A 13241-nucleotide genomic window follows, 5' to 3' on the forward strand; every position below is an offset into this window, starting at 1 on the left:
GTATCATAAATCTTCGTGAGCAATTATTTTTCGTTATACGATTTTTTTATTATTACTGAATTTTTGAGAGGAGAAATTTGATGTCAGTTAAGAAGAAAACGCAAGTACGCACCGGCAAAATGGTACGTGAACTAATGTTAGCAGACGAAGATGTAAATGCTTCGCTAATTATGGTATATAGTGAAAACGGTGTAAACGCAGAAATTAAAATCGAGGGCTTAACGCCGAAATGTAACGAAGAATTATTTTTGAGCGGAAACGTGGATTGGAACAAGAGTGTTATTTATAAAATTGTTGATTTCACTGGGAACGCTGAGGTTGGTAAAGTTACATTAACAGCGATGAACAAAAACAATGTTTCTCTAGAAGTTGAACGCGTTATGTGGAGCAAAGAAAATAAAGAAGCTGCTGAGCAAGAAGAAACAGTTGTAGAAGCTACTCCGAAAAAAGAAGTAGTTGCAGAAGCTCCAAAAGCAGTTACACCTGCTCCAAAGCCTATTACGCGAGTAGCAACACCTGCTGCACCTAAACCTACTCCGGTACCAACGTCGAAGTCAGTAAGTGTTGAAGCAGCTATAGAACTATCTACTCCAGCACCTGTGAAAAAAGCAGTACCTACTCCAGTTACAAAGCAAGAGACAGCACCGGTTACTCCTATAAAACCGAAGCAACCTGCTTTGACTGAAACAAATACAAAACTACAAGAAAATTATGTTAAACTTGTGAAAAAGACAATTGAAGTTTGTCAAGATTACGAGCTTGGCATCGACATAGATGATTCTATTGAAGGATTAAAAAAAGAACTACAAAGCCAAGGTATTAGCGTTACATTCGACAAAGAAATTATGGACGTTGTAAATCGCCTTCGTTCTTTACAAGATAAAGGAATCAAAGTAGAAAAAGTACTTAATTTACTATAAAAATAAGGAGATGGCGGTCGCCATCTCCTTATTTTTTATAATTCCATTCATTACTTTCATACTTCTCTTTTGCTAAAGTTTGAACTTCATGAAGCTGTTCTTCTGTTAGTTCATACGGCACAAGCTCTATATCTAAACCTTTTTCAAATCCAGTTTCAAACGCTTTAATTAACTGTTCAATCGTAAATGTGCGGTCTGTTAATTCATTAATCGCTACCGCTTTAGAAGAAAACATGTTTTTCATACGCTCTTTTACTCGCTCATTTGGGAATAAAAATAGGTCGTATAACTCATCTAAATCTATTTCTAACGGAATAGAACCGTGTTGTAAGATAACACCTTTTTGACGTGTTTGGGCACTACCCGCGATTTTTCTTCCTTCAACTACAATCTCATACCAAGATGGTGCATCAAAACATACTCCTGAACGCGGATTTTTTAAATTCTCACGATCCGCTTCTGTTTTCGGAACTGCATAATACGCTTCTAATCCTAATGCCTTAAAACCGTCCAATAAGCCTTGCGAAATAATTCGGTATGCTTCTGTAACTGTTTTTGGCATATTCGGATGATCTTCAGACACAATAACACTGTACGTTAATTCTTTGTCATGTAGTACACCCCTGCCGCCTGTTTGACGACGAACGAATCCATATTTCTTTTCGTTAACTACATCCATATTTATATCTTTTTCAACACGCTGGAAATACCCGACTGTTAATGTTGGTACTTCCCATTCATAAAAACGAATTGTTGGTGACATTTTCTTTGCACTTTGCCAATTTAATAAACATTCATCTAACGCCATATTAAATGCTGGTGAACATTGACCAGAGTTAATATAACACCATTTTTCTTTTCCCATCCTGCACCTCATATAACCAATTATTTTTCACATTCTCTAGTCTACCAAATTCGACAAAATTTGTGAAAGAATACGAAATTTCTTCTTATATACAAATGAATCTGTTGCATAAATACATATGGGCATTATAATATTGAAAGTAGGATAAGAAAAAAGGAGCGATAGAATCGTGTCAACAAACTTGATTATTATACTAGCCGCAATTGCAGCATTCATCGGCTACACTGTATGGATGTATTTCTATCAGAAAAAATTAATTAAAACACTTTCAGAAGATGAATTTCGCGCTGGCTACCGTAAAGCACAGCTTATCGATATTCGCGAAGCGGATGAATTTAACGCGGGACATATTTTAGGTGCGCGTAACATTCCATTATCACAAATTCGCCTTCGCCACAAAGAACTTCGCCAAGATCAACCGGTTTATTTATATTGCCAAAGCGGATTCCGTACAGGTCGTGCAGCTCAATACTTAAAAAAACAAGGCTACACAGATTTCTACCAATTAAAAGGTGGATTTAAATCTTGGTCAGGAAAAATTAAAAAGAAATAATATACAAAAAACTAGCTGCACGATACAGCTAGTTTTTTCATTCCATATTGTTCGCAATGTACAGCAGATTTTGTTTAATCACATCTTCAGCTTTCTCATCTACATTACGATATAATAGCTGATATTCAATCCCCTTCTCTTTCCATATAAGCGTAGCAAATTCGTCCCCTCTCTCGTAATCATCCTTATTTTTAAAATAAGCAGGTGCTCCATTATTCAATTTCATTTGTTCTTGAAATCGATTCTCTTCTACGAGGTATGGAAAACTGTAAGAAAAGTTGGCCACTGTTAATTCTATATAATCGTGCCTTCCTTTCTCTTGTTGCTTATATTTAATCGTTAAGACAGCATTCTTCTTTCCCATCGTTCTTACCTCTCCCTGCACATCACTCGTAATGTCATAAGGTAAAAACGTTGGAACTTTAAACTTCGCCGGAAAATATTTTGGAAGTTCCTTTAGCGGAATCGGATCAGTAACACGGTCCTTAGCCCCTCCTGTTGTTCCTACAAATGTTTTTTCTTCTTGCATCGTTTGCTGAAATGAACATGAGCTAAGTATTACACTAGAAAACACGAAACAAATGATTCCTTTTTTCAATTTGTTTCCGCCCTTTCATACCGCTCTCTTAACGAGTGAAGCGTTTATACTCTCTACTATTCGCTTCGTTATCAAACGCCTCCTCCGAAAACTTTCCACGTTATTCTCACACATTCTGACAAAAATTATTTGCAGACATACAAAAAAGACCCCACTATTCTTACGCCCAAATAAAAAGGTTACGCGAACAACAGAAGTCATGCTTATAACATAGATTGTGAAAAGCTTTTCAGGTCAAGATTTTTTTCATTCTTATTATTTTCCCCTTATAATTAAGGAAAGAGGTGATACATATGGCCAATATAAAACAAATTGCAAAAACTGCTGGTGTATCTATATCAACTGTTTCTCGTGTTCTTAATAATCATCCTTACGTAAAAGAAGAAAAGCGTAAGCGTGTTTTAGATGCAGTTGAAGAATTGAACTATGCAAAAAATATAAATGCTATCCATTTAATAAAGGGAAAAACGTATACAATCGGGGTTATGCTACCTTTTATTAATCTTCCGTACTTTAGCACGATCATTGAAGGAATCGGAAACGAAGCGTTAGCAGCTGGATATCATATTAATTTATGCCAAACGAATTACGATAGTATTGAAGAAATTCGCGTTCTTGAAATGATGAAAATGAAACAATTTGACGGGATGATTATTTGCTCTCGCACGAGTTCATGGGAACAAATTGAACCGTTCGCAAAATTTGCTCCTATTATTTCATGTGAAAAAATGAACCATCCCCTCATTTCATCTGTCTATGTAGATCATTACGAAGGATTCCGCCTTGGTACTTCCTATTTACTCAGTAAAGGTCATGAAAAAATCGGCATTTGTTTAGCAAGAAAAACAAGTGTTAATTCAATCGAGCGTGAAAAAGCTTTCGCCGATACTCTTCGTCACGAAGGAAAAACAGTGCACCCTGATTGGATTTTCCATCAATGTTATACGATGCAGGACGGGGCAAAAATACTTCATCGTATTTTAAACATGAAAAATCGTCCAACCGCTATTTTCACAGCGAACGATCAAGTAGCTGCTGGTTTATTAACAGAGGCAAAAAAACATGGCATTCGCATACCTGAAGACCTCGCTATACTGGGATTTGATAACCATGAAATTTCAAAAGCATTAGAAATTACAACTATTGAGCATCCCGGGCTCACAATGGGATCACGTGCTTTTTCTTTATTTCATAAACAGATACAAAACGAACACATTATTGGAAACTCAGAAGAACTTTCATTCCATTTAATTGAGCGAAAAACAGTCTAGAAAAGAGTGCCAACCATAGCACTCTTTTTTCAGTTCTTCACCTATTGACTTTATATTTTTTATCTCATATAATGAACCTAACGAACGGTAGGTAGGGGATGAAAATGACAGCAAACCGCATTAAAGCTGTAGCACTTTCTCATTTCGCACGCTACGGCTACGAAGGAACTTCATTAGCAAATATTGCTCAAGAAGTTGGGATTAAAAAACCATCGATTTACGCACACTTTAAAGGAAAAGAAGAGCTATATTTTACATGCTTAGAATCCGCTCTTCAAAAAGATTTACAAAGCTTCACTGACGATATCGAAAGTTTTTCAAAATCGTCTACTGAAGAATTGCTAGTAAATCTGTTAAAAGGTTATGCAAAACGATTTGGTGAAAGTGAAGAATCAATGTTTTGGTTACGAACTTCTTATTTTCCGCCGGATGCATTTCGCGAACAAATTATTGATAAAGCGAATGTACACATTGAAAATGTCGGAAAACTTTTATTCCCTGTGTTTAAAAGAGCAAGCGAACAAGATGAACTGCATAACATTGAAGTAAAAGACGCTTTGGAGGCTTTTTTATGCTTACTTGACGGTCTTATGGTTGAACTACTATACGCAGGTTTAAATCGTTTTGAGACACGTTTAGAAGCTTCTTGGAAAGTATTTTGGCGCGGACTTTCAAACTGACGGATTGCTCCTTTGCAATGCGTCGTTTTTAAGCCCTTTACCTAACGACTGGTAGGAAGGAGAAATGACATATGGCATGGATTTATGTAATCATAGCTGGTATTATTGAAATCTTTTGGGTTATTGGACTTAAAAAAGCGGAGGCACCACTTGAGTGGGCTGGTGTTGCTCTATTAATTACAATTAGTTTCGTCTTATTATTTAGAGCATATAAAGATTTACCTGTCGGCACTGTATACGCAGTCTTTACAGGAATTGGAGCTGGTGGAATCGTTCTTACAGAGATTTTCATCTTCGGAGAACCTTTCTCTATCGTAAAAGTATTATTAATCGGTTTAATCTTCTTCGGAGTAATCGGTTTAAAACGAGTAACAGAAGAAAAAGAAGCGAAGGAGGCCGCATAAAATGGCTTGGGTATTTTTAATTCTAGCTGGTATTTGTGAAATTGTTGGTGTACTCTTTATGAAAGTAGCCACTGAAAAGAAAGGCTGGGCACCAAAAGTTATTTTAATCGCTAACTTTGGCGTAAGTTTCTTCTTCTTATCTCTTGCAATGAATACATTACCGATGGGAACTGCTTACGCAATTTGGACTGGAATCGGAACTGCCGGAAGTGCACTTCTCGGTATTCTTATTTTCCGCGAGTCAGCGGATTGGCGTCGCCTTGCCTTCTTAAGCTGCATTCTGTGCGGCGCTGTTGGCTTAAAATTATTAGGCTAACGTGAGGTGAATGTCATGTGGAAAGAAAAAGGAAAACAAATGTTAGCATGGATTACACTCGGGATCGTCATTCTATTACAAATAAGTTTTCATATAATAGAATGGCTGTTTCATAAAGTATTATCCATTCTTACATTCCTTCCTAACATGGCACTTGAAATTGCATCTATCGCTTGGTCAATTATTGCCTCCATTACAATCGTGATTATATGGAGTATCGCCAAGCTATGGAACAAGTTATTTAAAAAGGACAGTTCTTCTGAAAAGAAGTAACTGTCCTTTTTTATCCCGCATTAACGGGCAGTAAGACCCCCACTGATTAAAGTTTCACTTTATATTCATTCTGATTTTCTATAGAAATTTGATGCGATCAGACAAAGCAGACCAGCTATGACAACACTCATACCAATCCCTTTATACAAATTAGGAAATGGCGATGGTATATCTGAGTAAAAATTTGCTAATATGAGACCGATTGAAAATAAAAGTACCCCAATTCTATATAACCACTTTCTTTTGTTCATCATTCTCCCTCCTAAAATTTTTCATATCCTTCTTTCTTTTGGACATACTACCTAAAAAAGGAGTGGGTTATATGCAAAATTCTATACATAAGCAGATCCTGTTTTTATTTTTCCTCTTTCTCATTCTCGTTATCGTTTTCAGCTTTATATTACATACTCCAAAAGATGTTGTACCAAACAGCCTCTCTGTTTATAAACTCTTACTTTCATATTGTCGTTATTGAATAAGGTGCCTTATATAAGGCACCTTTTAAAATTCTCTCTTCTCATACAATTTCACTGAAACGAAGATAGATACTATGAACATGCAAATTGAACTAACGAATAACACGCTGTTGTATAGTTGAATTTGTTCCAGGTTGATTTGAAACAAAGTTTCTAAAATAACAATCGGCGCCATGAATATTACTATCGTAATAAAAATAGTTTTTTTATACCCTAGCCAAAACGATATCGGTAAAACAAAACTTAAATACACTAAAATAAAGCTAATACTAGCAACCATTGTCGTTTCAATAAATTCAAATAGGTTAACCCCATTCTTCATTCCCATCGTGAAACAACCGACCGTTACGCTTATAAAAAGAATAATAATTGCTACTATATATTTCGCAAATACAATTTGTTTTCTCAATATTGGTAAACTATTTACTATAACTTCACTCTCATTTTTACTATCTGCTTCAAATGTTTTTACTGTTGCCCCAATTGTAATAATTACAGACATAATTATGAATAGATTTTCCGTATCTGTTAAAGCCATATAAAAGAGAATAGGATAGAGTATGTACCAAATTAAAAATTTCCATTGAATGATGAAATCTTTTAAAATTAATTGCTTGATCATGTATTACACCTCCTAATATGAAAATGTCCCTTCTATAACTCTGCCTCCTGAAACATTTTCATTGAGAGAAACATTGATATGACTATACTTACTAACACTCCGATACCAAGAACACTCATTGCTAGTGTAGCCTCTTGAGAGTGGAGTACTTTTAACATAATTATTTCATCACCAAAAATATTGCACATAAGGCCAATCATACCCATTAAAGGAAAAATCATAATCACATTCAAGACAGTAATAGCTTTATATCCTCCAATGTAATTAGTAGGTATCGTTACTACACAATAAATCAAAGTTGCTACTATTGCTGAAAATATTGCATATCCAGGAATAACTATATCTCTGTTCAACAAAATATTTCCTAATATTACGACTATAGAAGTTATGCTCAAACCGACTATAATAAATAATGTGCTTGAAATATATTTAGCTATAACTATCTCTTTTCTCATTATCGGCAAACTCACTAATACTTTTTCTATTTTACTTTTCTCGTCATAATAAAAAGAAATATATATAATCGTACTACATGTTATAAATAATCCTATTGCAATCCCCATTGGTTCGACGGAATTCTTAAAAATAGATAAAATGGGTATTAAAAAATAGAAAGGAAACATCTTCTTCTGTAAGAAAAACTCCTTCAAAATCAACTGTTGCATCTGAATTCTCCTCTCTATAAATCACGCGTTTCATAAATTTTAATTGTAAGAAACATAGAAGCAATGTAAATACTAACTAATGTAATGAATCCAACTATAAATACACCAATATGCATAGGATTCATAATCCACTCAATGAATGAAGGTGCTGTTTCATTCAGCCCATCACTAATAAACATCCAAAAAATTACACCCACTCCCATTGATGCTGCTGATATTATACTTCTTACTACCTTCGATTTTGTACCGTAATAACTAGGGAAAAGTATCACAACAAAAAACAAGGCGTAAACAGCTCCATTTATTACTTCATACCATGGAATTTCAATGTATAGATTAGGATGATAGGCACCGATATCACCAATGACCACAATGCCTCTTATAAGAAAAACAACTAACATCGTAGAGAGTATGCCACCAACAATGAATATTGCACAGGAAATATATCTAGCAATGATGATATCCTTTCGGCTTACCGGTAAACTATTTATAATAATGTCACTTTTATTCCTTTCATCCATAAAGATTAACGTCATAACCGAGGAAAGGGTTATAAATAAACAACTCATCGGAAATAACAATTCACCACTTGGCTCTAACATAAATAACAAAAGAGGCATAACAAAATTCACTAACCACGTTACCCGAAAAAAGAACAAATCTTTATATATGAGCTGACGCATAGGCACCTCTCCCTTTCGCAGTGTAAACGATGATATCATCTAATGTAGGATTTTCTAGTACGACCTCATTTCCAAACCAATCTATAATTGCTTGTTTATCCTTCGCTAAACCTTCGAAACCAAACTTATTTTTTCGTAATCCAACAAATAGCTCTTTTCCTTCTTGATCTAATAAATCATTACTTCCCTTTACGATTACGTAATTCTCCATTAATTCATCTTTCTCACCAGTAAATATAATTTCTCCATCGTTGATGAACGTAATATAATCCGCGATGCGCTCTAAGTCTGTTGTAATGTGTGTGGAAAATAATACGGATACTTCATCCTCCATTACAATTTCTTGCAGCATATCAAGTAATTCACTTCGAACAACTGGGTCTAATCCTGCTGTTGGTTCATCCATAATAATGAATTCCGCATGGTGTGAAAGTGCGATTGCAATCGCAAATTTCATTTTCATCCCTTTGGATAACTCTTTAATCTTTTTATACGTTGGAACTTGTAATCTCTGCATATACGATTGATACTGCTTTTCGTCCCACTTTTTATATAACGGTGCAATAATCCGTTTCATTTGCTCACACGTTAAATCTTCGTAATAATGATTTTCATCATATACAAAACCGATATTTTGTTTTATTTCCTTTTCGGCTTTCTTATTGTCCTTGCCAAAAACTTTTATATCGCCGCTATCTTTTCTAATTAAATTCATAATCATTTTGATTGTCGTACTTTTCCCGGCTCCATTTGGTCCAACAAATCCCATAATATATCCTCGTGGTAATGTAAAACTTACATTTTTCACTGCAAAATCTTGATAACTTTTACAAACGTTTTTTAGCTCTAACATCCCTTATTCCCCCTCATATAAACACGCAATCATCTGCTGTAAATCTTCAAGTGAAAGCTGCAACGCTTTACTTTCATTTACAACCTCTTCCACTTTACTTTCCAATAAACGAAGCCTTTGTTCTTTTAGTAGTTCATTATTTTTACGTGAAACATAAGTCCCTTTCCCAGCAACAGTTTCTATATATCCTTCTTTTTCAAGCTCCTCGTACGCACGCTTCGTTGTAATTACACTAATCTGTAATTCCTTCGCTAAGCTACGAATAGACGGTAATTGGTCTCCACCCTTTAAACCACCATTTAAAATAAGCTGGCTTAATTGTTTTCTTATTTGCACATAAATAGGGTCTTGGGAAGAATTCGAAATAATAATATTCATGTTTTCCTCCAGTGTGTATATACTGTATATACCTTATATACACAGTATATACACACCATCCTATTTTTGGCAAGAAAAAAAGACCAACATTTTCCTGTTGGTCTTTCGTATATGTATCACTTTTCAAAGCGATCTAACATTTCGTCTCTCATTCCGAAACTAACAACCGCAATTCCTACATACATAAAAAGAAGGAATGCTGGATGAACTGTATTGTACCAGCTGCTATCAACAATTAAATAAATCGTTAACGCCACAACAAGAACAAACGCTAAAATAAACATATAAAAGTGTCGTGTATTACCCATGATAAACTCCTCTCTTCTCTCTTCACCATTCAACAGTATATTGTATCGAATAATTCGATATGACTCAAGGTTAACTTTCTGTTATGTAATCAAGTTCTACCTTTACAATGTCCTCACACGCTATTGAAATGATTGTTCCTTGTTTATCAATCGCTGTCACTTCTCTATTATCCATTACACGGTGCGCTACTCTTTCTAACACTTTCCCTTGGTCTCGGTAACAAAATTCTTTTACATCTTTAATTGTTTCTCCATTTTCTAAATGGTATACCATTCTATAACATCGATATCCCACGCTTCCACCCCCGTCTTGCTCGTTTTTTCACATATACATAAAAATGAGTAATTTCTACCTCATCACATCTTCTTAATTTCAATAAAATTCTAACAAAAATAAATACTTTTATCAAACCGACTTTTTCAACAAAATCACCTATAAAACCGCATCTTTACAGCAATATGAAACAAAAAATATAAATTTTTAACATTTTTTTCATTCTAGCCACACCAATTTTGCAAAAAAAAGAACCCGCATGTAGCGAGTTCTTTTTTTTCCAATCACACTTGTACAGGTGCTAGCTTTTCATAACGTAAAACTGGTTTACGAGCAGCCAATGTTTCATCTAAACGTTTTATTACTGTTGTATGTGGTGCTTCTTGTACAACTTCTGGATTTTCTTCTACCTCTTTAGCAATTTGAATCATCTTATCAATGAAACCATCTAATGTTTCTTTTGATTCTGTTTCTGTTGGCTCAATCATAATACATTCTTCCACATTTAATGGGAAGTAAATTGTTGGTGGATGGTAACCGAAATCAAGCAGACGTTTTGCAATATCTAATGTACGTACACCAAGTTTCTTTTGACGACGACCTGACAATACGAATTCATGCTTGCAATGTCTATCGAACGGAAGATCATAGAATGGTGCTAATCTTCTCATCATATAGTTCGCATTTAATACAGCATACTCAGTTACTGCACGCAAGCCATCTGGGCCCATAGAACGAATATATGTGTATGCACGAACGTTAATTCCGAAGTTACCATAGAATGGTTTCACACGCCCAATTGCTTCTGGACGATCATAGTTAAAGTGATAGCCATTTTCCGTTTTCTCTAAAATCGGCTTTGGTAAGTACGGAATTAAATCAGCTTTCACACCTACTGGACCAGAACCTGGACCACCGCCGCCATGCGGACCTGTAAATGTTTTATGAAGGTTTAAATGCACAACGTCAAATCCCATATCTCCTGGGCGCGCTTGGCTTAATACCGCATTTAAGTTTGCACCATCATAGTATAATTTACCGCCTGCATTATGGACGATTTCAGCCATTTCTAAAATATTTTCTTCGAATAGACCTAATGTATTTGGATTTGTTAACATAAGTGCTGCTGTTTCTTCGTTTACAACACGTTTTAAATCATCTAAGTCAACAAGACCATGTTCATTTGATTTCACCGTAATTGTTTCAAAACCAGCTACTGTTGCAGACGCCGGGTTTGTTCCGTGAGCAGAGTCAGGAACAATTACTTTCGTACGGTTAAAGTCACCGTTCGCTTCATGATATGCACGAATCAACATTAATCCTGTCCATTCTCCGTGTGCACCAGCTGCTGGTTGTAACGTAACAGTATCCATACCTGTAATTTCAATTAAATGTTCTTGTAAGTCATACATTAATTCCATTGCACCTTGCACTGTTTTTTCATCTTGAAGTGGATGAATATTTGCAAAGCCTGCGAAACGAGCTACGTTTTCATTAATTTTCGGATTATATTTCATCGTACAAGACCCAAGTGGATAGAATCCAGAATCCACACCGTGGTTACGGTTTGAAAGCGCTGTGTAATGGCGCATAATATCAAGTTCAGATACTTCTGGAAGCTCTGCATCTTCTACTCGAATATAATCACTCTCAAACACATCTTCTAATTTTACTTCTTCTACATCTAATTTGGGTAAGCTATATCCTACGCGTCCTTCTTTAGTCACTTCAAAAATAAGTGCTTGGTCTTGGTTCTTCATTGGATAGCCCCCATTTCGTTTACAAGTGTGTCAATTTCCTCTTTTGTACGAAGCTCTGTTACCGCTACAAGCATATGGTCTTCATGCTCTTTATAATCACGGCCTAGGTCGTAACCACCGATAATATTCTTTTGTATTAATACATCATTTATTTCTTTAACTGGACGTTTACAATCTACAACAAATTCATTAAAGAATGGACCAGCGAACGTTACTGTGAAACCTTTCGCTTCAAATTGACGTTTTGCATATTGTGCTTTAGAAATGTTTTGACGTGCCATTTCTTTTACACCTTGTTTGCCAAGTGCCGTCATTGCAACAGAAGCTGCTAATGCATTTAACGCTTGGTTTGAACAAATGTTAGACGTCGCTTTATCACGACGAATATGCTGTTCACGTGCTTGTAACGTTAATACAAATCCACGTTTACCATCTGAATCTACAGTTTGTCCGACAAGACGTCCTGGAATTTTACGCATAAATGCTTTCGTTGTTGCAAAGTAACCACAGTGCGGTCCACCAAACTGCGTTGGGATACCGAATGGTTGTGCATCACCGATTACAACATCAGCACCGAATTTTCCTGGCGGTGTTAATGCGCCTAATGATAATGGATTTGAAGAAACGATAAATAATGATTTTTGTTGATGAACGATTTTTTCGATATCAGCTAACTTTTCCACTTGTCCGAAGAAGTTTGGATATTGAACGATTACACAAGCAACTGTATCATCTACTTCACTTTGTAATACTTCTAAATCTGTTACACCGTTTTTATGATCAATTTCAACAACTTCAAGATTTTGACCTTTTGCATATGTTTCAAGTACTGCTCTTGATTCTGGATGAACTGCCTTAGATACAAGAATTTTCTTTTTACGAGTATGACCAGCTGCTAGCATTGCCGCTTCAGCTAAAGCTGTACCTCCGTCATACATAGAAGAGTTTGCTACATCCATTCCTGTTAATTCACAAATCATTGTTTGGAATTCAAAAATTGCTTGTAATTCCCCTTGTGAAATTTCTGGTTGGTATGGTGTGTAAGCTGTATAAAACTCTGAACGAGAAATAACATGATCAACAATTACTGGAGCGTAATGATCGTATACACCTGCTCCTAAGAAAGAAGCATATTCTTTTAAGTTCGCATTTTTGCTAGCCATTTGAGATAGCTCTTTTAAAAGCTCTGGCTCTGATTTTGCTTCTTTAATTTTTAAATCCCCTTTAAAACGAACACTCTCTGGAATATCAGAGAATAACTCATCAATCGTTTGAACGCCGATTGTTTGTAACATTTCTTTTTTGTCTTCTTCTGTCATTGGAAGATAACGATGCAACATGA

19 protein-coding genes are annotated in these 13241 nt (G+C 35.5%); 7 read left to right on the forward strand and 12 right to left on the reverse strand.

Annotation, left to right across the window (positions count from 1 at the left end; genetic code table 11):
• The first annotated feature begins 80 nt into the window (after positions 1-80).
• Complete coding sequence (locus tag QCI77_RS21515) at positions 81-920, forward strand: dihydrolipoyllysine-residue succinyltransferase component of 2-oxoglutarate dehydrogenase complex (protein WP_353825459.1); 840 nt, start codon at positions 81-83, stop codon at positions 918-920.
• A 28-nt stretch (positions 921-948) separates the two neighbouring features.
• Here the strand turns inward: QCI77_RS21515 and QCI77_RS21520 are convergent, their stop codons facing one another.
• On the reverse strand, positions 949-1785 hold the full coding sequence (locus tag QCI77_RS21520) for a lipoate--protein ligase family protein (RefSeq protein WP_002015039.1): 837 nt from the start codon (positions 1783-1785) through the stop codon (positions 949-951).
• A 169-nt stretch (positions 1786-1954) separates the two neighbouring features.
• Here QCI77_RS21520 and QCI77_RS21525 point away from each other — a divergent pair, with 169 nt between their 5' ends.
• Positions 1955-2338, forward strand: a complete 384-nt coding sequence (locus QCI77_RS21525; protein WP_002015038.1) for a rhodanese-like domain-containing protein — start codon at positions 1955-1957, stop codon at positions 2336-2338.
• A 37-nt stretch (positions 2339-2375) separates the two neighbouring features.
• Here the strand turns inward: QCI77_RS21525 and QCI77_RS21530 are convergent, their stop codons facing one another.
• Positions 2376-2912 carry a hypothetical protein gene (locus QCI77_RS21530; RefSeq protein ID WP_002165082.1) on the reverse strand — a complete coding sequence of 179 codons (537 nt, stop codon included), beginning with the start codon at positions 2910-2912 and terminating at the stop codon, positions 2376-2378.
• Positions 2913-3229: 317 nt separating this feature from the next.
• Between QCI77_RS21530 and QCI77_RS21535 the strand changes: the two genes are divergently transcribed.
• The 5 genes from QCI77_RS21535 (at position 3230) to QCI77_RS21555 (ending at position 5880) form a co-directional block, all read left to right on the forward strand.
• Complete coding sequence (locus QCI77_RS21535; protein ID WP_002034002.1) at positions 3230-4207, forward strand: LacI family DNA-binding transcriptional regulator; 978 nt, start codon at positions 3230-3232, stop codon at positions 4205-4207.
• A 98-nt stretch (positions 4208-4305) separates the two neighbouring features.
• The gene (locus QCI77_RS21540; protein WP_353825461.1) at positions 4306-4887 is read left to right on the forward strand and encodes a TetR/AcrR family transcriptional regulator; all 582 of its coding nucleotides are present in this window, start codon (positions 4306-4308) and stop codon (positions 4885-4887) included.
• 71 nt (positions 4888-4958) lie between these two features.
• Positions 4959-5291 carry a DMT family transporter gene (locus tag QCI77_RS21545; protein WP_000312339.1) on the forward strand — a complete coding sequence of 111 codons (333 nt, stop codon included), beginning with the start codon at positions 4959-4961 and terminating at the stop codon, positions 5289-5291.
• Between the two features lies 1 nt (position 5292).
• Positions 5293-5607 (forward strand): DMT family transporter, encoded by a 315-nt coding sequence (locus QCI77_RS21550; protein ID WP_002015033.1) that lies wholly within the window; start codon positions 5293-5295, stop codon positions 5605-5607.
• Positions 5608-5622: 15 nt separating this feature from the next.
• A complete protein-coding gene (locus QCI77_RS21555) occupies positions 5623-5880 on the forward strand; it encodes a DUF3975 family protein (protein ID WP_002034004.1) in 258 nt (85 codons plus the stop codon).
• A gap of 65 nt (positions 5881-5945) precedes the next feature.
• Here QCI77_RS21555 and QCI77_RS21560 read toward each other — a convergent pair whose 3' ends face one another.
• The 10 genes from QCI77_RS21560 to gcvPA form a co-directional block, all read right to left on the reverse strand.
• Positions 5946-6131, reverse strand: a complete 186-nt coding sequence (locus QCI77_RS21560; RefSeq protein ID WP_016100624.1) for a hypothetical protein — start codon at positions 6129-6131, stop codon at positions 5946-5948.
• Between the two features lie 250 nt (positions 6132-6381).
• The gene (locus QCI77_RS21565; protein WP_060749616.1) at positions 6382-6978 is read right to left on the reverse strand and encodes an ABC-2 transporter permease; all 597 of its coding nucleotides are present in this window, start codon (positions 6976-6978) and stop codon (positions 6382-6384) included.
• A gap of 32 nt (positions 6979-7010) precedes the next feature.
• On the reverse strand, positions 7011-7643 hold the full coding sequence (locus QCI77_RS21570; protein ID WP_113769221.1) for an ABC-2 transporter permease: 633 nt from the start codon (positions 7641-7643) through the stop codon (positions 7011-7013).
• 14 nt (positions 7644-7657) lie between these two features.
• A complete protein-coding gene (locus QCI77_RS21575; RefSeq protein WP_113769220.1) occupies positions 7658-8326 on the reverse strand; it encodes an ABC-2 transporter permease in 669 nt (222 codons plus the stop codon).
• Positions 8307-9179 carry an ABC transporter ATP-binding protein gene (locus QCI77_RS21580; RefSeq protein WP_113769219.1) on the reverse strand — a complete coding sequence of 291 codons (873 nt, stop codon included), beginning with the start codon at positions 9177-9179 and terminating at the stop codon, positions 8307-8309. The genes QCI77_RS21575 and QCI77_RS21580 overlap by 20 nt, the downstream gene beginning before the upstream one ends.
• A gap of 3 nt (positions 9180-9182) precedes the next feature.
• The gene (locus QCI77_RS21585; protein WP_002015024.1) at positions 9183-9557 is read right to left on the reverse strand and encodes a GntR family transcriptional regulator; all 375 of its coding nucleotides are present in this window, start codon (positions 9555-9557) and stop codon (positions 9183-9185) included.
• Positions 9558-9673: 116 nt separating this feature from the next.
• Positions 9674-9865, reverse strand: a complete 192-nt coding sequence (locus QCI77_RS21590; RefSeq protein WP_002088608.1) for a hypothetical protein — start codon at positions 9863-9865, stop codon at positions 9674-9676.
• 70 nt (positions 9866-9935) lie between these two features.
• Positions 9936-10139 carry a DUF3929 family protein gene (locus tag QCI77_RS21595; protein ID WP_000262495.1) on the reverse strand — a complete coding sequence of 68 codons (204 nt, stop codon included), beginning with the start codon at positions 10137-10139 and terminating at the stop codon, positions 9936-9938.
• 284 nt (positions 10140-10423) lie between these two features.
• On the reverse strand, positions 10424-11899 hold the full coding sequence (gene gcvPB / locus QCI77_RS21600; RefSeq protein WP_002122485.1) for an aminomethyl-transferring glycine dehydrogenase subunit 2: 1476 nt from the start codon (positions 11897-11899) through the stop codon (positions 10424-10426).
• A complete protein-coding gene (gene gcvPA, locus QCI77_RS21605; RefSeq protein ID WP_002034012.1) occupies positions 11896-13239 on the reverse strand; it encodes an aminomethyl-transferring glycine dehydrogenase subunit 1 in 1344 nt (447 codons plus the stop codon). Before gcvPA ends, gcvPB begins: the two co-directional genes overlap by 4 nt.
• Between the last annotated feature and the right edge of the window lie 2 nt (positions 13240-13241).

It is taken from the genome of Bacillus cereus group sp. MG9 (assembly GCF_040459995.1).
GTDB lineage: Bacteria > Bacillota > Bacilli > Bacillales > Bacillaceae_G > Bacillus_A > Bacillus_A mycoides.